The sequence below is a fragment of the Mucilaginibacter straminoryzae genome (assembly GCF_022953055.1).
In the GTDB taxonomy this organism is placed as follows: domain Bacteria; phylum Bacteroidota; class Bacteroidia; order Sphingobacteriales; family Sphingobacteriaceae; genus Mucilaginibacter; species Mucilaginibacter straminoryzae.
On sequence record NZ_JALJEJ010000003.1, the window covers coordinates 42,146 to 68,125 of the forward strand.

The window sequence follows — 25,980 nt, forward strand, 5'->3', positions numbered from 1 at the left end:
TTTATTTAGATTTTAGATAATTGTAAATTTCTATCTGCGCACGGTGTGCAGTATCGGCATTCGTTTTATGATACCTGTTGGTGCCGCGCGCATTCAAATCGCGCGCCTTGGTATTGTCCTGTAATTGTATGTTGATGATATCCCTTACCTCCTGGTGCAAGGCTTTGTTATAAATAGGGAAGCCAACCTCTACCCTGTTATCAATATTACGTGTCATCATATCTGCAGATGTCAGAAAGATCTTCTCTTTGCCGTCATTACAAAATATCATCACACGGGCATGCTCCAGGTATTTATCTACAATGCTGATTACCTGAATATTTTCGCTTACGCCTTTAACACCTGGAATCAGGCAACACATTCCCCTCACGATCAATTGAATCTTTACCCCTGCTGCACTTGCCTGGTACAGCTTGGCGATCATTTGCTCGTCTGAAAGGCTGTTCATTTTTAAAATGATGTAAGCCTTCTTTCCGGCTTTTGCATTTTTTATTTCTGTGTCGACAAGCTTTTCAAGTGCAGGTCTCGAATCTATCGGCGATACAATCAGGTGCTTGAAACCTTTAGGTAATTGCGATTTAGTTAGCGACTTAAAGAAAAGGGACAGTTCCTCAGTTATCTTATCATTTGCAGTGAACAGGGTATGATCTGCGTAGATCTGCGCCGTTTTTTCGTTGTAATTACCGGTAGATAATATCGCGTAGTAAACGTTCTTGTCTTTTTCGTTCCGGCGGATCAGACAGGTTTTAGCATGAACCTTATAATTCGGTACGCCATAAACCACATTTACGCCCTCTTCTTCCAGCTTATTGCTCCAGTAAATATTATTTTGTTCATCGAATCTTGCGCGAAGCTCTATCACGCAATTGACTTTCTTGCCATTCTTCGCGGCGTTGATCAGCGCGTGGATTACACTGGAGTTTTCCGCCAGCCGGTAAAGGCTAATGCTGATTTCACGTACTTTCGGATCGATAGCCGCCTCGCGAAGCAGGTGAATGATATAGTCAAAGGGCTGGTATGGGGTACTCAGCAAATAATCGCGCCTGGCAATCTGGGCGATCAGGCTTTTGCCGATAGTCAAATGCTGAACCGGTAGCGGCAGATAGCGCTTATATTCAAGTTCAGGTTTGTTAACGTTCGGGAACTTGATAAAATCTTTAAAATTATGGTAACGGTTCCCGGGTATCAGGTTTTCTGAATGCAGATGCATGTTCTTCGCCAGGAAGTTTGCCATATCAGCAGGCATTTCCGAATCATACAGCAGCCGCATTGGTTTACCCTTACGTCTTTTTTGTAAACTTTTAGACAATGCATCGATAAACTTCTCGCTCACTTCTTTATCCAGATCCAGCTCAGCATCGCGGGTCAACTGAATGGAATAAGCCTCTATACTTTCATAATCAAAAATGAAGAAAATATCATCCAGGTTATAGCGGATAATATCGTCCAGCAGGATAATAAAGTTCAGGTTATTGGTGTTTGGCAGCACCAGGAAACGCGGCAGGTTATCCGGAAACTCGATCAGTGCGTAACGTGTTTTTTTCTGGGTAGTTAATTTTACAAAGAAATAGATCGCACGGTCGCGCAGTTCAGGCAGTGGCTGACTGTCATCCAACATGATCGGTACCAGTGCGGGCAATAACTTATTTGTGAAATATTCTTTCACAAATGCGCCGCGCGTAACGTTCAGCTGCTTTTCGTTCAGGATGAATATTTTTTCCTCAGCAAGTTCTTTAACGATAATATTCTCGTAGAGGTTATTGAACTTGCGTTCCTGCCGTACAACAATGGTCTTAATCTGTGATAATACCTTTTTGGGATTGTATCCCAGTAAAGCCTTGGCCTTTTCGTTCAGATTAGAAAGGCGGCTGAGCGTGGCTACCCTTACTCGGTAAAACTCATCTAAGTTTGATGAGAATATCGCCAGAAAACGGATACGGTCGATCAGGGGCACGGTGGGGTCTGCGGCTTCCTGTAAAACACGGTCGTTAAAGTAAAGCCAGCTGATCTCGCGGTTGATTAAAGGTATGCGTTTATCTTGAGCCATTAAGTGTTGCGCCTCGGTAAAAAAGGTATGATCGCAAATCTGCTATTTTATTTGTTAAAATAATATTAACTTAATTTTAAGAAGCCTGTTTTAACAATAGCTTGCTTCACTGTTAAAGTTGACAGTTTTAAGTAATAAGCCTACTATTGCAGTAAATTAACAGAACCGATATGCCTTCATTTGATATAGTTAGTAAAATAGATGGACAAACCCTTGATAACGCGATCAACAACGCCAAAAAGGAAATCCTGAACCGTTATGATTTCAACGACTCTAAAAGTACCGTAGAATTAGATAAAAAATCAAACGAGATCACTATCGTTACCGAAAATGATATGCGCCTTAAAGCTATACAGGATGCCATCATCAGCCGGATGATTAAACAGCAGCTTGACCCTAAAGCATTGGACATGGGTGAAGAGCATTATGCCTCTGGTAACATGATTCGTAAGGAAATTAAAATTAAGGAAGGAATTGATAAAGAAGCCGCTAAAAAGATTGTCAAGAAAATAAAGGACAGCGGCTTAAAGGTACAAGCGTCTATTATGGACGATCAGGTGCGTGTGCAGGGAAAAAAGATAGACGATTTGCAGGCGGTGATCAGCCTTTGCCGTGGTGAGGATTTTGGCCAACCACTGCAGTATATCAATATGAGGAATTAGCAGCCATGGCCCCTCTAAATCTCCCCAAAGGGGAGACTTATAAATGGTGAAAAAAAGCCCTACGACGTAAAGCGGTTTGTTTAGTTCCCTCCCTTCGGGGAGCGTTAAGGAGGGACCAAATAAAAAGGGCGACGCCTTATCAGCAACCGCCCTTCATCAACTAAACCAACACCTCGTTATGAAAACTTTTGTTTTTGTATAAGTCCCGGAGTTATTCCTGACGGACCATTAGACTGTTCAGGTTATTTTACAGAGATTTCTCTGGTCTGAACTTTAGCTTCTTCTTTTTTGCCTACAGTCAGCTTCAAGATGCCATCGGTATACTCAGCATCGATGTTTGACTGGTCAGCGCTTTCTGGTAAAGTGAATGAGCGTACAAATGAATTGTAAGCATATTCGCGTTTACTGTATTTCTTGGTTTGTTCGTTGTTTTCGCTTTTCTTTTCAGCAGAAATGCTTAACACGTTCTTATCAAGGTTGATTTTAAAATCTTCTTTCTTTAAACCAGGTACGGCCAGTTCAATGTGGAACTCGTTTTCGGTTTCTGCAATGTTCACCGCAGGTATTCTGCTTACTAAACGGTCGCTTACGAATGAGTCGTTAAAAATTGATTCAAATACATCGCCGAACCAAGGGTTTAAACCATTATTTTTGTTGCTTGGATTAAATTTTACAAGTGTCATTTTTATATCCTCCAGAATTTTTGTTTATTAACTTCGTTTACATACTAATCAACTGTTATACCAAGGCCGAAAAAGAAGCGAAAGCAGACATTTTGGCTTGTGTGCAGGAAAACAAAAGACATTTTGACACCACATGGCTGAAACTATTGCTGATTATAACTTCAAAACGCCTATTCCCATCCGCTTTTCGGACATCGACGCTTATGGAAACGTAAGCAATACCATTTACTTCACATTTTTTGAGATTGCACGACTTGCGTATTGGCGCGACGCGATCAAATGGGATTTTAATAAAGCAGGTGTTATCTTGGGGCGGTCAGAGATAAATTATCTTAAAACGCTCACCATCGACGATAAAATCAACTGCTACGTTCGCACTTCACGTATCGGGACCAGCAGCTTTGATGTGATGTATTTATTGACGAGAGAAACCGCTGAGGGCTCCGAAGAGATTTGCACCACCGGTAAATCTGTTTGTATCAGTTATGATTATGGTGCAAAAGAATCTATCCCGATCCCGACTGAGGAACGCGAGAGCATGATCCATTACGACGAGCCTGGTTTGATCACAAATACCAACTAACTTATTAATAATTCAAATGGAGTTGAAAGATTTCATAAAACAGTCGTTATTGGATATTGTAAATGGCGTTGAAGAAGCTAATCAAGAAAAAAATCGGTTTCGACTAACAAGCCATATTCATCATGGAACTAAAGAGTCTGGACAAAGAGTTGAATTCGACGTTTCTGTTGTAGTGAATGAAACCTCGGAAAATAGTGCCAAAGGAGGTATAAAGATAGCTTTTGCGAATATTGGAGGCGGATTAAAACAATCGGACTCAAATCAAAATATTCAAAAAATAAAATTTGATATATTTATCGCGGAAAAACCTCTTGTAGATTCCAATCTTCCCAGCGCATAACTTATTTTTTATAATCCAATTGATAAGAATAGGTGCAAATCTCCAATTCTTAATAATGAATAGTTTAACTAAAAGATCTTATCGGGATTGAGGATGTTATGCGGGTCGAATACCTGTTTGATTCCTTTCCATAACGCAAAATGGACAGGCGAATACTTTATGGGCATAAAGGCTTTCTGCACATAGCCGATCCCGTGCTCGCCGGATAACGTGCCGCCCAATTTTACGGTAAGTTCGAATATTTCGCGTATGCCATCATTCAGCTTGTTCTTCCAATCGTAGTCGCTCATGCTGCCTTTGATGATGTTCACATGCAGGTTGCCATCACCAGCGTGGCCGTAGCAAACGGACTCAAAGCCGTACCGGTTGCCAATTTCTTTAATGCCTCTGATCAAATTTGGTAGTTCTGCCCGTTTCACTACGGTATCTTCCTCTTTATAAACCGAGTTAGATTTTACTGAAACACCCATTCTTCTCCGCATCCGCCAAAGCTCTTCTTTTTGCGCAGCACTATCGGCAAGTAAAACGTCCAGGCAGTTGAAGCTTTCTAAAACGGTGTTGATCTTTTCGCAGTCAGCAAAAATCATATCGGGATTATTGCCATCTACCTCAATCAACAGAAATGCCTGGGCATCGTCTTTTAAATCGAAAACAACGCCTTCGTGTTCCATCACCCACGCCACTCCTGTTCGCTCCATGAATTCCAGTGCAGAAGGAATAATACCCGCCCTGAAAATTGCAGATACCGCAGCACAGGCAGATTCATTATCGGGAAATGAGGCCAGCATCGAAACGTCGTGCGTGGGCTTAGGGATCAATTTAACCACAATCGCCGTTACGATACCCAATGTCCCTTCAGAACCGATCATCAACTGCGTAAGGTTATAACCAGAGGCATATTTTAAGGTATTAGCCCCTGTCCAGATCAATTCGCCTGCAGGTAATGCCACCTGCAGGTTTAAAACATATTCGCGAATGGTGCCATATTTTACAACTCTCGGGCCACCTGAACCATGCGCTACATTTCCACCGATAAAGCAACTCCCTTTACTGGCCGGATCGACAGGATAAAGTAAGCCTTTCTCTGCAACGGCATTCATAAAAACTTCGGTAATCACACCAGGTTGAACCGTAGCCTGCAAGTTCGCCTCGTCAATTTCAAGTATCTGGTTAAACCGTTCCATTGCAATCACCAGCCCTTTATTTACCGGCAAAGCGCCCCCGCTTAAACCTGTACCGGCACCGCGTGGTGTAACTGGAATCAAATATTCATTGCATAGCTTTAATAAAGCGGCAACCTGTTCCGGGGTTGACGGTTTGGCGACTACTTCCGGATAAAAGCGAAGGTCTTCCGTCTCGTCATGGCTGTATTTTTCCAGGCTTTCTTCGTTAGTGAAAATTGCATCGGCACCAACAGCCTGAATAAACAAGGCTAAGATTTCAGGGGTTATACGGTCGCAGTCCATGCTTTATTTCTGATAAGTAATAGTCACCGAAGATGCCTTTACCTGCCCTTTCAACGGCGGGTTCAGTTTACGCACCTGTACTTTTATGGCTTCAGCGAAACCAAACTCTGCACGGATCTGATCCAGTATGCCTTGCGCCACAGTTTCCAATAACTTACGCGGCACCGCCATTTCTGCTTCGGCTATCTGGTGCAGCCTTTCATAATTGAGGGTATGTAAAAGGTTGTCTTCGTTTAAATTTTCCGCAGGTTTAAAACTTACCGCAATATCCACCAGGAAACGGTTGCCCAGGTCCTGCTCTACCCGGTAATAACCGTGGCGGGCAAAAAATTCAGCTTCGTGCAAAGCAACTTCAATCATGTGTCAAAAGTAAATTAAAGCATATAAAAATGAGCAGGAAACGCGCGCTTTCATTAGATTTGCTTACCAAGTTACTACCAATTATGCCAAGAACAGACCTTTTTGAATCACCCGACTACTTTCTTGTTGATGAACTTTTATCTGAAGAGCATAAGCTGATCAGGGAGATGGTACGCAGCTGGGTAAAAAAAGAATTGAGCCCGGTGATTGAAGATTACGCCCAGCGCGCCGAGTTCCCGAAGCAGTTGCTAAGCGGATTGGTCGAACTGGGCGCTTTCGGCCCAACGATTCCTGTTGAATATGGCGGCGCGGGATTGGATTATACCGCTTACGGCATCATGATGCAGGAGCTGGAGCGGGGCGATTCAGGTATCCGTTCTACGGCATCAGTTCAGGGGTCATTGGTGATGTACCCCATTTACACTTATGGGTCCGAAGAGCAGAGAAAAAAATATCTCCCTAAACTGGCGACAGGCGAATTAATGGGTTGCTTTGGATTGACAGAGCCAGACCATGGCTCTAACCCAGGCGGAATGGTCACCAATATTAAAGATGCGGGCGATTATTATTTGTTAAATGGCGCCAAAATGTGGATTTCTAATGCACCGTTTGCGGATATCGCCGTGGTTTGGGCAAAGGATGAATCAGGGAAAATCCGAGGATTAATTGTTGAACGCGGCATGGAAGGTTTTACCACACCGGAGACACACAACAAATGGTCGCTGCGGGCATCTGCTACTGGCGAACTGGTGTTCGATAACGTAAAAGTGCCCAAAGGAAATATTTTCCCTAATGTCTCTGGGTTAAAGGGCCCGTTAGGTTGTCTCAACCAGGCGCGCTATGGTATTGCCTGGGGCGCGATTGGTGCGGCAATGGATTGTTATGACACTGCCTTGCGCTATGCTAAGGAACGTGTTCAGTTTGGTAAACCCATTGCGGGTTTTCAGCTTCAACAGAAAAAATTAGCGGAGATGATCAACGAGATTACCAAAGCACAATTACTGGCTTGGCGCCTGGGAACGTTAAAAAGCGAAAACCGGGCTACCGCTGCACAGATATCTATGGCCAAGCGAAACAACGTAGCTATGGCTTTAGATATTGCCCGCGAAGCAAGGCAGATGCTGGGCGGTATGGGTATTACCGGCGAATACAGTATTATGCGCCATATGATGAACCTGGAATCTGTGGTGACTTATGAGGGTACGCATGACATCCACCTGCTGATTACCGGTATGGATGTTACCGGGTTAGATGCGTTTAAATAATCAGCTTTTTAAAAAATCGCGATACCAATAGCCTGATTTTTTGACGGTTCGTTTCAGTGTGTCAAAGTCGACGCGGATTAAACCAAATCGTGGGTGATAGCCTTCTGCCCATTCAAAGTTGTCCAGTAGCGTCCACACAAAATAGCCCTGTACGTTGCAGCCTTCGTTTTTTGCTTTCAAAACCTGGGCAAGATAATCCTGTAGATAAGCTATACGTTTATCATCGTTCACCTCGCCGTTCACCACTTCATCCGGGAAGGCAACTCCATTCTCGGTAATGATGATCTTTTTAATCTGAGGATACTGACTGAATTTTTTGATCACTTGGTAGATCGCAGGCGGGTAAACCTCCCAACCCATTTCCGTAAGCGGCACATTCCGGTTTTCTGCTTTTACAAGGCTGGCGCCTATGTACGGCGTAAAGAAAGAATACTGCACAATCTCACGCGTATAATTTTGCAGGCCGATAAAATCAAAATCAAAATGTAAATTGTCTTCGTCGCCGGGCTTAAAATACTTCTCTATTTTCTTTAAAGCTGTCACCTCTTTTGTAGGGTAGCCCAAACCAAGTATAGGTTCAATAAACAACCGGTTGATCAATGCATCTGCACGAGCAGCCGCAGACACATCCCTGCTTGAATTGGTAAGCGGTTCTATATGCGAACAGGAAAACGTCGTTCCGATCTGCGCATCCGGGGGTAAAAGCTCGCGCAATATTTTTGCCCCGGCAACAATACTTAAAATTACGTGGTGTGTGGCAGGTAGAAAGTTACGCAATCCACTCCTTCCCGGTGCATGGATGCCCAGGAAATAACCTCCACCGGTAAATACGGAAGGTTCATTCATCACCATCCAGTGCTTTACCCGGTCGCCAAAACTTTCTGCGCAAATGCGCACGAACTCGCTAAACCATTCCACAATATGGCGGTTGGTCCAGCCGCCAAGTACTTCCAGGTCCTGCGGTAGATCCCAGTGATAAAGGGTAATCCAGGGTTGTACGCCTTTTTCAAGGCAGTAGTTAATCACCTCGTTGTAATACTGGATGCCGTGAATATTAATCTCACCGGTGCCTTTAGGTAGAATACGTGTCCAGGAGATAGAGAAGCGGAAACAAGGGATACCCAGCTGTTTAATCAGGTCGATATCTTCTCGATAACGATTGTAGAAGTCGCATGCAGTAAGGGGGTGATCGCCGTTCTTGATCTTCCCTTTTTTTTGGGCGAATACATCCCAAATGGATTGGCCTTTACCATCAGCGGTGGTAGCACCTTCCGTTTGAAGTGCCGCCGATGATACGCCCCAGTAAAAATCTTCGCCGAATAGTTTCCTGTTTATTTGATCCATTAGTAATACAGCCCCTTAAAAAACATGCAAAGAAACAAGAAACTAATTAAGGGCGCTTAAAGTTTTCGCAAAAAGATTGATTGCCGTAGCTATAACAGGCAAACAGGAAATATAGAATGCACGTGCAATTAGTGCATAAACGCAGAACTCATTCTTTTGAGCATCACCCGCTCGCGGATGCGGCTAAATATTCTGAATACTTTACTTACGAAATTCATAACACCTCCGTTTTGATACAAGGTCGGTATAGGTTATGAATTTAAAGTGCAGTTGATGTGATGTTTATGTTAATAGGTTAGAAGCAAGAACCAAGAATCAAGTGACCTCATTTTCGATTACAGCATATCGTAGAGACACGATATGTGGTGCTTTGTCTAAATTTTAGTTGGAGACGCAAGGTATTGTGTCTCTACGGTTTCAAAGGAAGAACTGGGTTGTGTTCTGCTAAATTTGTAGAGACATGATGCCTGGTGCTTTGTCTAAATTATAGTTCGAGACGCAAAGTATTGCGTCTCTACGGTTTCAAAAGAAGAACCGGGTTATGTCCTGCTAAATTTGTAGAGACACAATACTTCGTGTCTTATCTAAATTGTAATTTGAGACGCAAGGTATTGCGTCTCTACGGTCTAAGAAAAAGAATCAATTTATTTCTTGCTGAATTTGTAGAGACACGATACCTCGTGTCTCTACAAATTATAGTTACAGACGCGGCGTATTGCTTCCATAATTACGCTCTATTTAGGCGCAGTTATTTTCATTAAACTTGTTATAGTAAATTTTTAAAAGAATGAAACAGGAATTGGTATCGCAATACAGCGCATCACTTAAAATGCTTATACAAACCATTAGCAAATGTCCTGACGAGCTATGGGATGATACCAACCATCAGAGTCCTTATTGGCAAATCGTCTATCATTCGCTCCATTTCACAGCCTTATACCTATCAGACAATGAAACACTATTCAGCCCCTGGGCAGGTCACCGCTTAGGTGCCCATCAGTTAGGGAATTCAGCAGCGATTATTGTTAGTCAGGCTTATCTTAAAATAGAAATGGAAGAACTGGCCCGGCAAATAATTGATACGCTCCATGTTAAGATTTATAGGCAGGATATGGAAGCTCCGTCGGGCTTTGAGTGGTTGCCCATGAATAAGTTTGAGCTACATCTTTACAATTTGCGACATTTACAACACCACATCGGGCAATTGGTAGAACGTCTGCATAGTGTCGGAATTTACGGAGTAGATTGGATAGGAAGCATAAATTAAACCATTAGCGGGTTGCGCTATGGTCCCATGCTAAGAGAAGGAACAGGAAGGGGTAACTACCATTAGAAACCCCTCCCTGACCCTCCCAAAGGGGAAGGAAAACTAACGTTAAAATTTTATTCGCTGTACACGCTCTGTACCTGGTCGCGAAGGTTGTAGTGCGAAGCCATTACCTCGCCGTAAGCACCGGCGGTTCGAACAGCGATCAGATCACCGCGGAACGATTCCGGTAGTTCTACATCTTTGCGGAAACAGTCTGTGCTTTCGCAGATTGGCCCTACTACGTCATATTTCACCGGCTCGGCTTTCGCGTCCTGCGTTAAATTCTCAATCTGGTGATAGGCCTGGTACAACATCGGGCGGATCAGCTCGGTCATGCCTGCGTCTAGTACCAGGAAGTTCTTTTTCAAGCCATTTTTCACGTAAAGAACGCTCGCAATCAAAGAGGCACATTGTGCCACCAAAGCACGGCCTAATTCAAAATGAACCTCTTGTCCGGGTTTTACGGTCAGGAAGTCGTTAAATACTTTAAAATAAGCGTTAAAATCGGCGATATTGTCCGTATCAGGCTTGTAATAGTTCACGCCAAGGCCACCGCCAACATTCAGTACTTTAATATTGAAACCGCGTTCTTCAAACCAAACGCTCATTTCGTTTACCCTTACGCAAAGGCTTTTAAAAGCTTCCAGATCAGTAATCTGCGAACCGATGTGGAAGTGGATACCGATCAGTTCCAGGTTTTGGCAATTCTTCAGCGTATCCACTACATCCGGCAATTGCCACATATTTACCCCGAACTTGTTCTCGTCCAGCCCAGTAGTGATGTAATGGTGGGTATGTGCATCAACATTCGGGTTGATCCGGATAGCCAGTTTTGCTTTTTTACCCTTTGCCCCTGCCAGATCATTGATCACTAACAGTTCCTGAACCGATTCTACGTTAAAACAAAAAATATCCAGGTCGAGGGCGGCATTGATTTCCCGGTCAGATTTACCAACACCCGCGAAAACCACTTTGTCTTTTCCGAAGCCGTATTCTACAGCCGATTTCACTTCATTACCGCTTACACAATCTGCGCCAAAGCCAAAAGACTGAATTGCTTGAAGCACCTTCGGGTTGAAATTGGCTTTCATGGCATAATGCACTTGATAACCGTAAACATCAGCCGCATCGCGGCAGGCAGTTAAAGTATTGCGTAATAAACCCAGATCGTAATAGTAAAATGGTGTCTCGGTTTGTTTAAAACGTTGTATGGTATCGTTGCTGAACATTAATCAAGTCGTATTAAATAATTAGAATAAATGGCTATGCAGGCTGCGCAATGCTTCTGCTTTGTGTTCTGTTTTCACCAGTAGCGATAAATTATGATCACTGCCGCCATAAGAGATCATCCGGATTGGAATATGCTTCACGGCTTCCAACACACGTGCAGCATAACCATGTTTATCCGCTGCAAAATCGCCCACCACACAAATAATGGTTTGGTTTACATCCGTCTCTACCTTACCAAAAGTATTAAGTTCAGCGATTATATCTTCCAGCCGGGTGGTGTCATCAATAGTAACGGAAACGGCCACTTCTGAGGTGGTGATCATGTCTATAGCGGTTTTATAACGTTCGAAAACCTCGAACACCCGGCGTAAAAAACCATAGGCTAACAGCATCCGGCTCGACTGGATCTTAATAGCCGTAATGCCGTCCTTCGCCGCAACAGAGATAATGCCCTCGGTCTGGCTGTCGTGAGTGATCAGGGTTCCTTCTGCTTTTGGATCCATGGTATTCAGCAGGCGAACAGGTATCTTGTACTTTTGAGCCGGAAACACACTTTGGGGGTGAAGTATCTTCGCTCCGAAATAGGCCAGTTCTGCTGCCTCATCAAAAGAAATACGGCGGATAGGTTGTGTACCTTCAACTATGCGAGGATCGTTATTGTGCATGCCATCAATGTCTGTCCAGATCTGCACTTCTTCGCTGCGGATAGCCGCGCCAATCAAAGAAGCAGTATAATCGCTGCCGCCGCGGCGCAGGTTATCAATCTCGCCAAAAGCATTGCGGCAGATATAACCCTGTGTGATGAACAGCTTATTTTCGGGGTGCTTATTGAGTAACGGAGTTAGATGTTCGGTTATATAATCAACAACGGGCTCCTGGTCTTCATCAATCTTCATAAAGTCAAGGGCCGGTAGCAGTATCGAAGGCACACCAATTTGCTGCAGGTAGATATGGTAAAGCGTTGTAGATAATAGCTCGCCCTGGGCTAAGATGATCTTATCTTCTATCGGCGTAAAAAGATCATTTGCAAGTTGGCTTAATAGGCCAAAGTGGTAAGCAACTACTTCCCTGCCCTGTTCCAGGTATTTGGTGTCGGTATAAAGGTCTTCAATAAACAGTTGATATTTTTCCTTCAGTGCGTTGATCAGTTCGGCTGCTTTTGCCTTATCGCTTTGTAAATAAGCTTGCCCAATCTCTACCAGGCTGTTAGTGGTGCCTGATACCGCCGAAAGCACAACGATCTGCCGCTCCGCTGGATTAATGATATTTAGCAGACTTTTCATCCGTTCGGGACTACCTACAGATGTTCCGCCAAATTTTAAAACTTTCATTTTTAGTTTCTGTTTATGACAAATATTTATATCCTTGTACCTGTATTCCGGGCACTGTGCTGATGTAAACCACGGGTATTACCACCGTGGCATAATGCTTCAAGAGCGACTAAACCCGTTTCTGAGGCGCTAAAAATAGGATTTTAAACACTATATATCCACAATAATGATCAAAATTAAATTTGGTACCGATGGCTGGAGAGCCATCATTGCAGACGATTTTACAGTTGAAAACGTAAAACGCGTTGCGTATGCCACCGCGCTTTGGCTGAAACAAAATTTTGAAAACCCTTCTGCTGTGGTTGGTAACGACCCTCGTTTCGCCGGCCCGTTATTTGCGGATGTTACTACCCGTGTTTTAGCTTCAGAAGGCATTAAGGTTTATCGCGCGGAAAATACCTTCGTTTCAACGCCGATGATCTCGTTAGGTACAGTACGTCAAAATGCTTCGGCCGGTATCATCATTACTGCAAGCCATAACCCACCTGCTTATAATGGTTATAAAATTAAGGCTTCATATGGTGGACCAGCAACACCGGACGATATCGAAAAAGTAGAAAGCCAGATCCCGGATACTATTGAGCTTAGCCTGAAATCTCTTGACGATTACAAGAAAGACGGCCTGGTTGAAATGGTAGACCTGGAGCAAATGTACATTACGCACGTAGAAAACAGCTTTGATCTGGAAGCTATCCGCAACTCCGGAAAAGAGTGGGCTTACGATGCCATGTACGGTGCAGGCCAAAATGTAATGCAGCGTTTATTCCCTGAAATTACCATGCTGCATTGTGATCACAATCCAGGCTTTGAAGGGCAGGCTCCGGAACCGATTCAGCGTAACTTGCAGCAGTTTGAAGACGTGATTAAAATGTCTGAAGGTGAAATTGCCTGCGGCTTAGTTACCGACGGCGATGCGGACCGTATCGGCCTTTATGACCAGAATGGCAACTTCGTTGATTCGCACCACATCCTGCTGTTATTGATCCATTACATGTACAAAGTGAAAGGACAACGCGGCGAAGTGTATTCTACCTTCTCTTGTACCAGCAAAATTCAAAAGCTTTGTGATCACTATGGGCTGAACAACACCGTAACCAAGATTGGCTTTAAATATATCTGCGACCTGATCGTGAACTCTGGCAAACCATTTATGGTGGGTGGTGAAGAGTCTGGCGGTATTGCTGTAGACGGCCACATCCCTGAACGTGACGGTATCTGGATCGGTTTGATCATTTGGGAATTCATGGCGAAAACCGGCCGAAGCCTGACTGATCTGATCCAGGAGATCTATGATATTGTTGGCAAATTTGCGGTAGAACGCTACGATTTACATGTAACTGAAGAGTTGAAGCAACAGATCATCAGAAATTGCAAATCAGGTGCTTATAAAGCATTCGGTAGCTATAATATCACCCGCAGCGAAGATCTGGATGGTTTCAAATTCTTCTTTGAAGATGGTTCATGGGTAATGATCCGTCCTTCAGGAACCGAGCCTGTTTTGCGTGTTTACTCAGAAGCGCCAAGCTCTGAAGATTCATTCAAAATTCTGGATGCTACTAAAGCAGTTTTGTTAGGATAGTATCGGGCCGCTCCATTAAAAGAGATCGCTTCGTTCCTTGCGATTACGCGAAAAAAAAAAGGCTTGCCAATTTGGCAAGCCTTTTCCTGTTAATAGTGGGTTTATAAGTATTTCTTCGATGTTGTATCAGCATTTGGTCTGCTTACTGATCTCGCTACCCAAATGTTGGATCTGATCAGCGTCCAGCAATAGAGCGGCATGATGGTGCGGCTCGTAAATCCAAACATTATGCTCATTACAGATCATATAACCACATAGTTCGTCTTCGTAAAAAAGATCGTACGTATTTTCGTTTTCTCCCGGTTTAACGGTGATCATCATCGGATGATCTTTCATAGGAATAGCTACTTCAAAAGGATTCATATAGATATAACTGTATTTTAAGGCAGTTGGTTCTTTAAATTTGGTTAAAGCTATTAATTTCGTTCCGGTTTACCGCTATCTCCTATGAAAGATTACTTCCTGAAGCTTTTGGCTTACGACTACTATGCTAATAAACTGATTCTACAGTCAATTAAAGAAATGGGTAATCCGACAGAGCCCATCCGCCTGATGAGCCACACTTTAGGTGCGCAACAGGTTTGGTTGGGCCGCTGTGTTGGTGATCCCAATGCACAGAAAGGTGCGATATGGCCCGAGTGGGAACCCGACGATTTGTACCAAATTAATGAAGAGAATCATCAGCTTTGGGTAAATTTTTTAAACCGTGAAACTGATCTTAATCGTAAGGTTAGTTATGTGAATTCCAAAGGAGATAGTTTCAGTGATACTTTAAGTGATATATTGGCACACCTTGTAAATCATGGCACTCATCATCGTGCGCAGATAGGCCAGTTGCTGAAAACTGCGGAGCTTGATAAACTACCGGTTACAGATTATATCTTTTTTATCCGTAATATGCACCAATCCAATTAAAGCTAAATATTAAATTTGCGCACCATGAAAAAGTCAGCCTTAGCCCTTCTTTTAGCCATCACTGCATCTGCCTGTAACAACGATAAACAGGAAGAAAAAAAAGTACTGGACGATATTTTAGCGAAGCACGAAACGGTAATGGAAGCCGACGGCAAAGCGGTTGATCATAAAATGATACTTGATTCTTTGCTGAAGAATAACCTCATTACTGCCGGAAAAGATTCTGCTACTGCTTTAAGTAAAGACCTGCAAACTACAGACGAACGCATGAGCAATTGGATGCAGAAGTTCAATATGGAATACAAGGGGAAGGATCACGCCGATGTAATGAAATATTATAACGGGCAGCGAACCGAAATTAACGCGATCGATTCTCAGTTGAATACCCTGAACAAGCAGGCTGACGGGTTGTTATCGAAATACAAAAAACCATGAAAAATTTAATTTATACCTGCTTTGCAGTGCTCATCCTGGCTGCTTGCAGCAGTAATGAGTCTGCTAAAAACGCCTTACCCATCTACGGCAACCGCGAGCCAGTTACCAAAACTGTAAATGGGAAAACAGTTACAGACACCATTTACCAAACGATACCAAAGTTTAGCTTTATAGACCAATACGGCGATAGTATTACCAACAAAAGCCTCGACGGAAACATTTACGTAGCCGATTTCTTTTTTACCTCTTGCCCCAATATATGCCCTGTAATGCACCGGAATATGTTGAAGGTGTATAATACTTTTAATAAGGTGGGCGACTTTAAAATCGTTTCTTACACCATAGACCCGAAGCATGACAGCGTTAATGTATTAAAGCAATATGCAGAAAAGCTAGGTGTAAAAGATAAGAACTGGCTGTTCCTGCAGGGTAAAAAAGACGAAACTTACAAGTTGGCTAAAGGTTATATGGTGCAGGCGCGCGAAAATGTCCACGATGGCTTTTTTATCCTGGTAGATAAGCAAAAGCGGATTCGTGGTTCATATCTGGGAACAGATCCTGCCCAAGTGGATAAAATGATCGAGGATATTAAGACCCTTCAGGCCGAACCACAACAACACATTGCACAGTGAGAGCTTTCCTGGTCATTTGCTTTTTCAGCGTTGCTGCTACGGTGTTAACTTCCTGTTCAGAGCAGGATCTGGAATATAAGCGCGCTTACACCAACGGTTCGTTGGTATACCAGCAACACTGTCAGAACTGTCACGGTAATGATGGCGAAGGGCTTTCCGCCTTGATCCCCCCTTTAACCGATTCTATATATTATAAAAAGAACAGCGCTCAACTGGCTTGCTTAATTAAAAACGGATCGTCAGGACTGATGATAGTCGGCGATAAGGCCTATACAGATAAGATGCCACCTTCAGGCCTGGCCCCTATTGAGATATCGCAGGTACTTACCTACATCCGCAACTCATTTGGAAACAAGCACGGTATTGTATCGGTGGATGAGGTAAACAAAGATTTAGAAGGATGTAATTAAAGATCTGAAGGTTCAGAAGTAAAACATCATTTAGTATTGCTTTACGCAGCAATGTTAATTGCGCTTTATGGCATTGTGTAAGTATGAATACCCCCCTACAAGGATTCTCTTCATTATTAATTCCATAAAAGCATGTAAAAACAAAAAGCCCGCATTTTCATGCAGGCTTTGAATAATATAATTAGATTTAAAATTAAGCTTCTACTTCTTCAGTATCGGCTGCAGTTTCTGTAGCTGGTGCTTCTTCTACAGCAGGTGCAGTAGCTTTAGGTGCTTTTTTTGCTTTAGGAGCTTCAGCTGCAACAGGTGCAGGAGCAGCTACTTCAGCAACAGCAGCAGTTTCTAAAGGAAGAACTGATACATAAGAACGGTTATCAGCTTTTTTACGGAAAACTACAGTACCGTCTGCCAAAGCAAATAAAGTATGATCTTTACCGATACCTACGTTTAAACCTGGGTTGTGTTTGGTACCACGTTGACGAACGATGATGTTACCGGCAATAGCAGGCTGACCACCGAAAATTTTGATACCTAAACGTTTGCTATGGGATTCGCGACCGTTTTTGGAACTACCGGCCCCTTTTTTGTGTGCCATTTCTTAATGTCTTTTTTATCGGTTAAACCTTCAATTATAATGTGATACCAGTAATTTCAATTTTAGTGAACTGCTGGCGGTGACCGTTTTTCTTTTTGTAACCTTTTCTTCTTTTCTTTTTGAAGATGATTACTTTATCACCTTTAACATGAGACAGGATCTTTGCCGATACTTTAGCTCCAGAAAGATCTGCGCCAAGCTTAAAGTTACCTTCGTTTTCAGCCAATAAAACCTTGTCAAATTCAATACTAGCGCCTTCATCTCCTTGCAAGCGATGTACAAAGATCTGCTGGTCTTTAGCAACTTTAAATTGCTGTCCGGCTATATTTACTATTGCGTACATTGGGTTAATAATTATTTATTTGTTTTTTAAAATGAGGTGCAAATATAGATAAAGTAATTGCAATAAACAATCTTTATTTATTTTCAAGCGTCTCGGCTTCGTCTATCTTTTTCTGGATCTCTTTGATCAGCCTTTCGTTAGCATCTTTCAGCGCAACCGGGCCGTTATAGGCCACATTGTAATGCACGATCTTACTCTTATCCTTGTAATGAAATTCGATGATATAGTTCGGCGCACTATGCTGGAGCGCTGAATCGCCGGGAAGCTCGTTTGCCGGGAAGTTCCATAAACCAAGGTCGGCCGCTTTAAAGTGCAGGTATTGTAAAGCCGTTTTCCCTAGCTTCACATTCTTTTTAACCAGTTTGCCGCTGGTGGTCAAATACTGGTACTCCCCAGTCTTCGAATTGTATTGGTTCAGCAGGCTATCCCCCTTGCCATATTTTAAAGAAAGGTATTGAAAATCTTTAAAGCGGTATGGCGCATTTTTTATCATCATACCATAATAGTAAAAGCAATAGACCAGGAACGGTACTACCACTGTAGCAGCAAGAAAAATCTTCTTTGATTTAGCAGTCATGTTTGAATTAAATGAGCGTCATTGCGAGGTACGAAGCAATCTTATACTAATAACTTTCAAGACGAACAGATGCTTCGACAAGCTCAGCATGACATCTTAGTAATGGTTTTGTTATCGAACAATTACAAACCGGGTGCAAAAATAGCTTTCTGATTGATATAAATGTGATTGCTTCGTCATTTCATGCTTTTAATCAAAATTCGAAATTGAAAATCCGAATTCCGAAATTAAAAGCTACTCCTTCAACTCCCCTTCCCATTTGCTTACAACTGCAGTAGCCATGGCGTTACCTAATACGTTGGTGGCCGAGCGGCCCATATCCAGCAGCGGATCGATACCGATTAACAAAGCCAAACCAGCTTCAGGGATATTAAACATGGAAATTGTGCCAGCAATAACCACTAATGACGCACGCGGTACACCGGCAACACCTTTACTGGTCAGCATCAGGATCAGTAGCATAGACAATTGCTGAGAGAACGCCAGATGTATCCCGTATGATTGTGCCAGGAATAATGAGGCAAAGGTCATATACATCATCGAGCCGTCGAGGTTAAAGGAATAACCCAGCGGTAATACAAAGCTTACAATCTTGTTATTACAGCCAAAGCGCTCCAGTTCCATCAGCACGCGCGGGTAAGCCGCTTCGCTGGTAGAGGTGCTAAAGGCTACCAGCATGGCGTCTTTAATATTATTAACCAAAGTAAATGCCCGTCCTTTTAATACAAAGAATCCGGCCAGAATAATCACTAGCCATAGGATCAGCAGCGATCCGTAAAATTCGGCGATGAAAATAGCATAGGTAGAAAGGATACCCAAGCCTTGCTTGGCGACAACAGCCGTAATCGCGCCGAACACTGCTATTGGCGCCAGCTTCATTACATAACCGGTAATTTTTAGAATCACATGTGCAATGGCGTCCATGGCTTTTACCACAATCTCTCCCTGTGGGCCAATTGCACCGGTAGCCACACCAAAAAACAATGCGAAGATCACAATCTGCAGGATCTCGTTATTTGCCATTGCTTCAACGAAGCTTTTCGGTACTACATGGCTCACAAAATCACGGAGGGACAATGCAGTCTTTTTGATGTCTGTACCCAAATGGCTGTCTGGTAGCGGCAGGTGCATGGCTACACCTGGTTTGAACGTATTTACCAGGATCATTCCTAATAACAACGAAACTAACGTAGCACTGAGGAACCACAGCATCGTTTTACCACCTATACGGCCGACCGCTTTTACATCACCTACCTTAGCCACACCAACTACCAATGTGGTAAATACCAACGGCGCGACGATCATCTTAATCAGCCGCAGAAAAATATCGCTCAGAACACTGAAACCTGTCAATTTATCCTCACGCGCAGTGTCATTCTTTTTACGTTCTGCCACCTGCGTCGTGCGTTCGGCTTTTAGTGCTTTGAATTCGGCGGTAGTGGTATCTTTTACCTGGGTAAGCTTTAAATCAACCGTTTTTATCCTGGTATCTGCTGCAGTAATGTTTTTATTGAACTGATCGATAACATTGACGTTATAAAGGTACCCTACGATGATACCGGCAAAAAGTGCTATAAAGATGAAAAGGGTAAGTTTGTTCCGGGTCATGAATTTGATTAAAAGGCGAAGCTACAATTTATTTAATATTTTGCTGAAATTTAGCGCCGATGAGTATTCAACAATTCGGACTGAAAGAAATTAAAGCCGAAATTAAGCATTACAGCGATGTGCAACTGGCAGATCTGTGCCTGCGCATGGCTAAGTACAAAAAGGAAAACAAAGAGTTGTTAGCTTATTTGCTTTTTCTTTCCCATGACGAGGCTGCTTTCATAGATCAGGTAAAATCAGAAAGTAGTTTGATGTTCAGTCAGTTAAGCAGTCATAGCTATCAGGCAGCAAAAGGGCTTCGTAAAATTCTTCGTTTTATTAATAAGCAAATAAAATTCAGTGCGTCTAAACAGGTAGAGGTTGAATTATTATTGCATTTCTGCCGCGATTACCTGGACAATGTAGACAGAAAGGCATCCTATAAGCCACTACGGCAAATTTTAACAAGACAGTTACAAAAAGTGAAGGCATCCATTAGTAAATTGCATGAAGATTTGCAGTTTGATTACCGGCAGGAGTTTGATGAGTTGCTTGGCGATTTGGGTAACAAGTTGCTTTGGTTTAACATTAAAGATATTTAATTGTAACATTACCCGCCAGGGCGTGTCTAAAATTAAAATTCAACTAAACTGTGGCCGATAAAGAAGCCGCCTTCAGGCAAATATTCGCAGCTAACTCTAAAAAGATCTACCACCTGTGTTATGGCTACACGGGGGACGACGACGCCGCAAACGATCTGCTGCAGGAGACGTTTTTAAAAGTCTGGCAAAACCTGGACAAATTCAGGAACCAGGCGCAAATTTCCACCTGGATCTATCGCATAGCCGTAAATACCTGTTTAACTTATCTGCGATCGGAAAAGCGTCAGGCTAAAGACGAGCTGACGCCACAAATTGCAGAAAACCAGAAAGAAGAATTTTCTGAGAAGAACGAACAGGTGGCTTTGCTGTACAAGTGTATATCAAAGCTGGAAGAAACAGAAAGAATTATAATAACCATGGTGCTCGACGAAGTACCGTACCCTGAAATTGCAGAAGTTTCGGGTATTACAGAAGGAAATTTACGTGTGAAGATTTTTAGAATTAAACAGAAATTAACGGATTTATATAACCACTATGAAAGACTTTGATCATTTGCTCTCGGTTTGGCAGGGACAGCCAGCCCGGGAACAGCTTTCGGTGGACGAGGTGCTGAAGCAGGTAAAGAAGGGGGTGAATAGTATAACCTCTAAATTGTATTGGGGCATTGTCGCCATGATTGGCATTGCGTTATACACGTTTATCGTTTTGTTTTTCTTCACTTTTAAATACTGGCAAACGTATGTGGGTGTTGGTATGATCCTGATGACGATGCTATTGTATTTGTCACTGATCGTGCGGCATTACCGGATCTTGCATAAACGCGACCATACCATTAACCCGACAGATTACCTGAAAAACCTGAAAGAATACCAGAAGCAGCGGTCTAAACTGGCGGGATGGTTCTACTTTATCTTTGTACTGCTCATCAGTATGGGCTTTTCGCTCTACCTGTTCGAGTTATTAGAGAAAGCATCGCTATTAACCCGCTACCTGGTTTATGGGTTAACCATCGTCTGGATATTGTTTTGCACCTTCTTTCTTCGCGTAAGGATCTTTAAGAACGAGGAAGAAAAACTGAACCTGATGATCGACAGGTTAGAGCGGCTGGAAACGCAGTTTGAATAGCATTTCCTTTTGCTTCTTAAACCAATAGATGAAATAGTTGGCGGTGAAAGAATTATCTTCGCCCGGTATGGAATCCCTGCTTATACGCCGTGCTACTGCCGAAGATGTTGATGTGCTATTATCCTTCAGCAAAGACGTCTTTTTTACTGCCTTCGCACATCAAAATACTGCGGAAGATATGGCGCTCTACGCCGCAAAGACATTCAACCGGGATGGCCTGTTAGCAGAGCTTTCTAACAACCATTCACAATTTTACTTTGCCTATTATAAAAATGCTTTGGCTGGTTACTTAAAGTTAAACTTTAATTTTGCACAAACAGAATTTCGGGAAGACACCGGCATGGAGGTAGAGCGATTATATGTCCATTCGAATTTCCAGAACCTCAAGATCGGGCAGGCATTATTTAACTTGGCTATAGATACGGGCAGACGTTTAAAGAAGGCCTATATCTGGTTAGGGGTTTGGGAGCGCAACGTTAACGCCATCCGTTTTTACGAACGCAATGGATTTACCAAAATAGGCGAACACGATTTCATGCTTGGCAATGACCGGCAGACAGATTGGTTGATGAAGAAGCAATTGTAACTGGATGTCAATGTCTATTACTCTCCCTTGGGCAGCACCGGAAAAGAACGGTAATAGTTAAAGTAGAATAATAGAAAAGCAGCAAGCAGGTTAAGCACAATAGCGGCAACTAATACCTTAAACATCATTATCCAAAAGATAACAATAAACAAGCCCAACACCCACTGCATGTAACGCTCCATATCCAACCCGAGGCGATACAACAGACAATGGAACAACAATATACTACTCAGGGGAAATAACATCAGTTCGGTAGCTAAAACGGGATCGAACCGTGCGTACAGCCAGATTACTTCGGGCAATAATAAGATCAGGTAACTAAGGGCGAACCCGGCAAACAACCTGATTTTACTATAAGGGAGATTCCGGGCGAATACCAGGTTGGTTTCTTCAAAAGTGCGCTCTTCAAACACAATTACCGCATGTGCTACCGCGATGGCCAGCACGGCAATTCCCGCTACGCGCATATCATGTTTTACATCTGCAAAAAGTGCAAATACACCAGTAATGATCACCCAGGAAATAATCTTCGTGATCAGGTACGGTAGTTTTTTAGCGTGGAAAATGTGATAAACAAACAAACTGAAATACGGCTTAGGGAAATTGCTGAACCAGCGTATCATCCTGCTTTCTTTTGTGTTATCAGCAGGGGTTATTAATAACCGGATGTTCATCCACGCACCTATTCCGATTAAAAATAAGAGGTATATAATAATGATGATTGAAGCGGTGTAAATACCGTGTGTTAAACCTACCGCAACCGTTAGCCCGCCATAAATGATTACCGGTAACAGGATATTGAATTGGGTGATCAGCCAGGCTGTCCATAGTTGTTTCCGCTCTATAGCGTTGGCGCTGTAAAATAAAAACTGCTGATGCGGCAACCTGAATATTCCCGCAATATGAAACGTAGCTTTAACAACGTATAACAGCCAGGCGGCAAATACGATGGCAAGAAAAGCCGGACTGGTTAAGCAAGCCAGCATTAACGATTCGTGATAATATAGCAATTGGTTGCCCGGTACCGAACCGAACATCGCCAAAAAGATAAATAGGAACATGCCTGCATGGGCGCGGTAAAAACCCGCAGTGAAGATCTTGTTTAATACTACTGTTAACGAATTACTCATACGTCTAAGTTTTGCAGCGTATGATTCTGAATCAGTAATTCGCCGGTCTTCGGCAAAGTAGCATCGTCTAAAGACTGGTGCGACGAAAGAATAAAGCCTGTTCCCTCCTGCTGGCGGCGTTGGTTGATCCAGCTGTAAAGAATTTCAAGCGAGGCGGTATCGATGGTAATTAATGGTTCATCCAGCAAGATCAATTTCGGATGCCCAAGAAAAGCCAGCAGCAACGAAAGCTTCTTATTCATACCGCTGGAGTAGGAGCCGATCGGCCTGTCTACATAGCTTTGCATCTGCATCGATTCAATGTATGGCTGCTCCTGTCCTTTTTCGGCTTTGCGGGCTTCTGCAAACAGGCGTATCAGTTCACGGCCGGTCAAAAACTCGGGAAATAAAGGCTCAGCTTCAGCGAAACTTACCAACTGCCGGTAAAGCACCGGTTCTTTTTTCTGATTGATGCTGCCATTTAAGATAATATCCCCGTCAAAGGAAAGTATCCCGGCGATAGACTTCAGCAGGGTGCTTTTGCCAGATCCGTTAACCCCTTTTAACCAGTACAGGCCTTGTTCCACCTTAAAATCGGCGATAGACAAGGCCTGAAAGCTTCCATATGATTTTTTAAAGTCTTTAAACTGCAGCATGATGCGGATAAGACTTGCTGATAGAGCGGTTGTTACAAACTGTTAGACGCATTTTCTACCAGGGTGCTGTAAAATTCGGCCAGGTCCATACCGGCGGCCCTTACCTGTTGCGGGATCAAGCTATTAGCCGATTGCCCGGGCGTAGTATTGATCTCGATAAAATAGAAATTGTCTGTATTTTCTTCCAGAATGAAATCAACCCGGCACATGCCTTTGCAGTTGAGGCGCAGGTAGGCCTCGGTAACAATAGCCGCTACGCGTTCCTGTTGTTCTTCTGTTAAATTGGCCGGGGTAATTTCCTGGCTGACACCCGGTGTATATTTTGCTTCGTAATCAAAAAACTCTTTAGAGCTGATAATCTCGGTAGCCGGAAGCACGCGTAATTCGTTATTCAACTTAGCGATGCCAATGCTAAACTCGCGGCCTTTAATGAATTCTTCTATTAATACCTGGCTGTCTTCTTTAAATGCTTTTTCCAATGCCGCAGACAGCTCTGAAGGCTGGTGAACCTTGCTCATGCCTACACTACTGCCGCCATTATTGGGCTTAATAAACAATGGGAATTTAAGCTGGGCACTGATGTTCGCTACATCATGTACATCTTTACCAAAAAGCTGGATGGATTTTGCCGTGTGCAGGTGGCGGATACCATTAACGATGGCTTTGGTATAAGCCTTATTCATGGTAATGGCAGAGGTAGCTGCATCGCAATTATTATAAGGAATGCCCAGCATGTCAAGGTAGCCCTGCATTTTTCCGTCCTCGCCCGGGGTGCCGTGTATGGTAATAAAAGCCGCGTCAAACGTTACTTTTTCGCCGTTGATGGTCAGGCTGAAATCGTTTTTGTCTACCTCGACTTTACCGCTGTCACCGTCATAAAACCAGCTGTCACGGTTTACTAAAATTTTGTAAACATGGTATCCTTTGCTGGTTAACTGGGCTGCAATATTTTGCGCGCTGTTAATCGAAACTTCATATTCGCCGGTGTATCCGCCGGCAATGAGGGCTATTTTCTTGGCTGACATACCGCCAAAGATATAGAAAGGACAACAAAAGGGACACAAAAAATTCCTATGTTTGGCTACTGATTTCAGGACTATTAATTTCTGATTGATACGTAATGAGTAAATTCTGGGAATATCTAAAAACTAAAAGTTTTCGAAATAATTTTCTGATTGCCGTTGGTGCCGTTTTCCTGGTACTGCTGATCGCCTACTTCAGCCTGGGATACTACACCCGACATGGTGAGGGCGTTCCTGTTCCTGGATTGAAAGGGATGCCGGTAGAAAAAGCTACGGCATTGCTTGATCAGCAAGGCTTTAAATACCAGGTGGATTCTGTCTATGTATTAGACCAGCCGCCGGGTACCGTAATAGAGCAAGACCCAGACGCAGGCACGAATGTAAAACAAGGCCGTAACATATACCTTACTGTTGTTACCCGCCTTGCCCCTAACGTTTCCCTGCCGGATCTGTCGCAAAGCACCTTCCGAGAAGCAGAAGCTACCCTCTCTAACTTCGGTTTAAAGATTGGCGACACCACCTATCGTTCTGACATTGCCCGCGACCGTATCCTGGAAATAAAATTTGCCGGGCAGACTATTCAGCCGGGCTTTAAGTTGCCCAAAGGATCAAAGGTTGATTTAGTTTTGGGTGATGGTGCAGGTGCCAGCGAGGTAGATATTCCGGAAGTGGTAAACCTTGATTTAGATGCGGCGAGATTTGCAATTAAAGGCGCTGGGCTTGCTATCGGGTCTATTACTTATCAGGGAAGTATAACAGACTCAACCAACCTGGTAGTGATTTCCCAATTCCCGATGAAAACAGATTCGCTGAGCAAAACCAGCATCGGTACACGTATTAACTTAACGGTAAGCCAGGGTAAGAAGACGGATGAACCACAACAATGATATTTCGGCAGCAGAACTTCTGCAAAGGCTGAAGAATCAGGAAGTGCTTAATTTACTGGATGTTCGCGAGCACATCGAATATCATACCCGGAACATCGGCGGGCAAAACATACCTGTTGGTAAGCTGGCTGGTCAGTTAAATCAGCTGCCGTACAATTTAAATGACGAGATTATCGTTATCTGCAGTGCGGGGCTTCGTAGTGAAACCGCACAATCAATTCTAGAACAAAATGGTTATCAGAATGTCAGGAACGTTACAGGCGGTTTACTGGCAATAGAAAAAATACAATCGCTATAAGA

31 protein-coding genes are annotated in these 25,980 nt (G+C 43.2%); 16 read left to right on the forward strand and 15 right to left on the reverse strand.

The genetic code is table 11. The features are described 5' to 3' along the window. Window position 1 precedes the first annotated feature (1 nt). Window positions 2-2,047 (reverse strand): polyphosphate kinase 1, encoded by a 2,046-nt coding sequence (gene ppk1, locus MUY27_RS07370; RefSeq protein ID WP_245129359.1) that lies wholly within the window; start codon window positions 2,045-2,047, stop codon window positions 2-4. Between the two features lie 170 nt (window positions 2,048-2,217). Here ppk1 and MUY27_RS07375 point away from each other — a divergent pair, with 170 nt between their 5' ends. Continuing rightward, window positions 2,218-2,709 (forward strand): YajQ family cyclic di-GMP-binding protein, encoded by a 492-nt coding sequence (locus tag MUY27_RS07375; protein ID WP_245129360.1) that lies wholly within the window; start codon window positions 2,218-2,220, stop codon window positions 2,707-2,709. Between the two features lie 242 nt (window positions 2,710-2,951). Here the strand turns inward: MUY27_RS07375 and MUY27_RS07380 are convergent, their stop codons facing one another. Beyond that, window positions 2,952-3,392: an Hsp20/alpha crystallin family protein gene (locus tag MUY27_RS07380; RefSeq protein WP_245129361.1), complete on the reverse strand. Its 441-nt coding sequence runs from the start codon at window positions 3,390-3,392 to the stop codon at window positions 2,952-2,954. A gap of 133 nt (window positions 3,393-3,525) precedes the next feature. Between MUY27_RS07380 and MUY27_RS07385 the strand changes: the two genes are divergently transcribed. Together MUY27_RS07385 and MUY27_RS07390 are read left to right on the forward strand one after the other, a co-directional pair. Further along, a complete protein-coding gene (locus tag MUY27_RS07385; RefSeq protein WP_245129362.1) occupies window positions 3,526-3,975 on the forward strand; it encodes an acyl-CoA thioesterase in 450 nt (149 codons plus the stop codon). A gap of 16 nt (window positions 3,976-3,991) precedes the next feature. Further along, window positions 3,992-4,315: a trypco2 family protein gene (locus MUY27_RS07390; RefSeq protein ID WP_245129363.1), complete on the forward strand. Its 324-nt coding sequence runs from the start codon at window positions 3,992-3,994 to the stop codon at window positions 4,313-4,315. Between the two features lie 68 nt (window positions 4,316-4,383). Here the strand turns inward: MUY27_RS07390 and MUY27_RS07395 are convergent, their stop codons facing one another. Together MUY27_RS07395 and folB are read right to left on the reverse strand one after the other, a co-directional pair. Beyond that, entirely contained in the window at window positions 4,384-5,781 is a 1,398-nt protein-coding gene (locus MUY27_RS07395; protein WP_245129364.1) for an FAD-binding oxidoreductase, read from the reverse strand. A gap of 3 nt (window positions 5,782-5,784) precedes the next feature. Beyond that, a complete protein-coding gene (gene folB, locus MUY27_RS07400) occupies window positions 5,785-6,141 on the reverse strand; it encodes a dihydroneopterin aldolase (RefSeq protein ID WP_245129365.1) in 357 nt (118 codons plus the stop codon). A gap of 83 nt (window positions 6,142-6,224) precedes the next feature. On the opposite strand from folB, the gene MUY27_RS07405 reads away from it, so the two are divergent. Continuing rightward, window positions 6,225-7,406: an acyl-CoA dehydrogenase family protein gene (locus MUY27_RS07405; RefSeq protein WP_245129772.1), complete on the forward strand. Its 1,182-nt coding sequence runs from the start codon at window positions 6,225-6,227 to the stop codon at window positions 7,404-7,406. Here MUY27_RS07405 and MUY27_RS07410 read toward each other — a convergent pair whose 3' ends face one another. Beyond that, entirely contained in the window at window positions 7,407-8,750 is a 1,344-nt protein-coding gene (locus MUY27_RS07410; RefSeq protein WP_245129366.1) for a GH1 family beta-glucosidase, read from the reverse strand. Window positions 8,751-9,537: 787 nt separating this feature from the next. On the opposite strand from MUY27_RS07410, the gene MUY27_RS07415 reads away from it, so the two are divergent. Further along, window positions 9,538-10,017: a hypothetical protein gene (locus tag MUY27_RS07415; protein ID WP_245129367.1), complete on the forward strand. Its 480-nt coding sequence runs from the start codon at window positions 9,538-9,540 to the stop codon at window positions 10,015-10,017. A gap of 116 nt (window positions 10,018-10,133) precedes the next feature. Here MUY27_RS07415 and lysA read toward each other — a convergent pair whose 3' ends face one another. Both lysA and MUY27_RS07425 read right to left on the reverse strand, forming a co-directional pair. Then, window positions 10,134-11,288, reverse strand: coding sequence for a diaminopimelate decarboxylase (lysA, locus tag MUY27_RS07420; RefSeq protein WP_245129368.1), 1,155 nt, complete (start codon window positions 11,286-11,288; stop codon window positions 10,134-10,136). Between the two features lie 21 nt (window positions 11,289-11,309). Continuing rightward, the gene (locus tag MUY27_RS07425; protein WP_245129369.1) at window positions 11,310-12,620 is read right to left on the reverse strand and encodes an aspartate kinase; all 1,311 of its coding nucleotides are present in this window, start codon (window positions 12,618-12,620) and stop codon (window positions 11,310-11,312) included. A 166-nt stretch (window positions 12,621-12,786) separates the two neighbouring features. Here MUY27_RS07425 and MUY27_RS07430 point away from each other — a divergent pair, with 166 nt between their 5' ends. After that, window positions 12,787-14,199: a phosphohexomutase domain-containing protein gene (locus tag MUY27_RS07430; RefSeq protein WP_245129370.1), complete on the forward strand. Its 1,413-nt coding sequence runs from the start codon at window positions 12,787-12,789 to the stop codon at window positions 14,197-14,199. Between the two features lie 126 nt (window positions 14,200-14,325). On the opposite strand, the gene MUY27_RS07435 is transcribed toward MUY27_RS07430, so the two are convergent. After that, window positions 14,326-14,562: a hypothetical protein gene (locus tag MUY27_RS07435; protein ID WP_245129371.1), complete on the reverse strand. Its 237-nt coding sequence runs from the start codon at window positions 14,560-14,562 to the stop codon at window positions 14,326-14,328. Between the two features lie 84 nt (window positions 14,563-14,646). Between MUY27_RS07435 and MUY27_RS07440 the strand changes: the two genes are divergently transcribed. Genes MUY27_RS07440 through MUY27_RS07455 form a run of 4 tightly spaced genes read left to right on the forward strand, consistent with a single transcriptional unit; the run spans window position 14,647 to window position 16,591 of the window. Next, a complete protein-coding gene (locus tag MUY27_RS07440; protein ID WP_245129372.1) occupies window positions 14,647-15,114 on the forward strand; it encodes a DinB family protein in 468 nt (155 codons plus the stop codon). A 24-nt stretch (window positions 15,115-15,138) separates the two neighbouring features. After that, entirely contained in the window at window positions 15,139-15,549 is a 411-nt protein-coding gene (locus MUY27_RS07445; RefSeq protein WP_245129373.1) for a hypothetical protein, read from the forward strand. Further along, window positions 15,546-16,181: an SCO family protein gene (locus MUY27_RS07450; RefSeq protein WP_245129374.1), complete on the forward strand. Its 636-nt coding sequence runs from the start codon at window positions 15,546-15,548 to the stop codon at window positions 16,179-16,181. The genes MUY27_RS07445 and MUY27_RS07450 overlap by 4 nt, the downstream gene beginning before the upstream one ends. Next, entirely contained in the window at window positions 16,178-16,591 is a 414-nt protein-coding gene (locus tag MUY27_RS07455) for a c-type cytochrome (RefSeq protein WP_245129375.1), read from the forward strand. Before MUY27_RS07450 ends, MUY27_RS07455 begins: the two co-directional genes overlap by 4 nt. 193 nt (window positions 16,592-16,784) lie before the next feature. Here the strand turns inward: MUY27_RS07455 and rpmA are convergent, their stop codons facing one another. The 4 genes from rpmA to MUY27_RS07475 all read right to left on the reverse strand — a co-directional run bounded on the left by rpmA (window position 16,785) and on the right by MUY27_RS07475 (window position 19,714). Continuing rightward, on the reverse strand, window positions 16,785-17,186 hold the full coding sequence (rpmA, locus tag MUY27_RS07460; protein ID WP_245129376.1) for a 50S ribosomal protein L27: 402 nt from the start codon (window positions 17,184-17,186) through the stop codon (window positions 16,785-16,787). A gap of 34 nt (window positions 17,187-17,220) precedes the next feature. After that, entirely contained in the window at window positions 17,221-17,529 is a 309-nt protein-coding gene (gene rplU / locus MUY27_RS07465) for a 50S ribosomal protein L21 (protein ID WP_245129377.1), read from the reverse strand. A 73-nt stretch (window positions 17,530-17,602) separates the two neighbouring features. Then, window positions 17,603-18,106, reverse strand: a complete 504-nt coding sequence (locus MUY27_RS07470) for a hypothetical protein (protein ID WP_245129378.1) — start codon at window positions 18,104-18,106, stop codon at window positions 17,603-17,605. Between the two features lie 234 nt (window positions 18,107-18,340). Further along, on the reverse strand, window positions 18,341-19,714 hold the full coding sequence (locus tag MUY27_RS07475; protein WP_245129379.1) for a dicarboxylate/amino acid:cation symporter: 1,374 nt from the start codon (window positions 19,712-19,714) through the stop codon (window positions 18,341-18,343). 59 nt (window positions 19,715-19,773) lie between these two features. On the opposite strand from MUY27_RS07475, the gene MUY27_RS07480 reads away from it, so the two are divergent. The 4 genes from MUY27_RS07480 (at window position 19,774) to MUY27_RS07495 (ending at window position 22,006) form a co-directional block, all read left to right on the forward strand. Next, complete coding sequence (locus MUY27_RS07480; protein ID WP_245129380.1) at window positions 19,774-20,295, forward strand: hypothetical protein; 522 nt, start codon at window positions 19,774-19,776, stop codon at window positions 20,293-20,295. Between the two features lie 50 nt (window positions 20,296-20,345). Then, the gene (locus tag MUY27_RS07485) at window positions 20,346-20,843 is read left to right on the forward strand and encodes an RNA polymerase sigma factor (protein WP_245129381.1); all 498 of its coding nucleotides are present in this window, start codon (window positions 20,346-20,348) and stop codon (window positions 20,841-20,843) included. Beyond that, entirely contained in the window at window positions 20,830-21,420 is a 591-nt protein-coding gene (locus tag MUY27_RS07490; protein ID WP_245129382.1) for a hypothetical protein, read from the forward strand. The genes MUY27_RS07485 and MUY27_RS07490 overlap by 14 nt, the downstream gene beginning before the upstream one ends. Before the next feature lie 67 nt (window positions 21,421-21,487). Then, entirely contained in the window at window positions 21,488-22,006 is a 519-nt protein-coding gene (locus MUY27_RS07495; protein WP_245129383.1) for a GNAT family N-acetyltransferase, read from the forward strand. Between the two features lie 17 nt (window positions 22,007-22,023). Here the strand turns inward: MUY27_RS07495 and MUY27_RS07500 are convergent, their stop codons facing one another. The 3 genes from MUY27_RS07500 to MUY27_RS07510 are packed head-to-tail and all read right to left on the reverse strand — an operon-like array spanning window position 22,024 to window position 24,796. Further along, on the reverse strand, window positions 22,024-23,136 hold the full coding sequence (locus tag MUY27_RS07500; protein ID WP_245129384.1) for a hypothetical protein: 1,113 nt from the start codon (window positions 23,134-23,136) through the stop codon (window positions 22,024-22,026). Continuing rightward, window positions 23,133-23,771 (reverse strand): ABC transporter ATP-binding protein, encoded by a 639-nt coding sequence (locus MUY27_RS07505; protein WP_245129385.1) that lies wholly within the window; start codon window positions 23,769-23,771, stop codon window positions 23,133-23,135. The genes MUY27_RS07500 and MUY27_RS07505 overlap by 4 nt, the downstream gene beginning before the upstream one ends. 32 nt (window positions 23,772-23,803) lie before the next feature. After that, complete coding sequence (locus MUY27_RS07510; RefSeq protein ID WP_245129386.1) at window positions 23,804-24,796, reverse strand: D-alanine--D-alanine ligase; 993 nt, start codon at window positions 24,794-24,796, stop codon at window positions 23,804-23,806. 95 nt (window positions 24,797-24,891) lie between these two features. Here MUY27_RS07510 and MUY27_RS07515 point away from each other — a divergent pair, with 95 nt between their 5' ends. Both MUY27_RS07515 and MUY27_RS07520 read left to right on the forward strand, forming a co-directional pair. Further along, window positions 24,892-25,680 carry a PASTA domain-containing protein gene (locus MUY27_RS07515; protein WP_245129387.1) on the forward strand — a complete coding sequence of 263 codons (789 nt, stop codon included), beginning with the start codon at window positions 24,892-24,894 and terminating at the stop codon, window positions 25,678-25,680. Continuing rightward, window positions 25,664-25,978, forward strand: coding sequence for a rhodanese-like domain-containing protein (locus MUY27_RS07520; protein WP_245129388.1), 315 nt, complete (start codon window positions 25,664-25,666; stop codon window positions 25,976-25,978). The genes MUY27_RS07515 and MUY27_RS07520 overlap by 17 nt, the downstream gene beginning before the upstream one ends. Window positions 25,979-25,980: the final 2 nt, after the last annotated feature.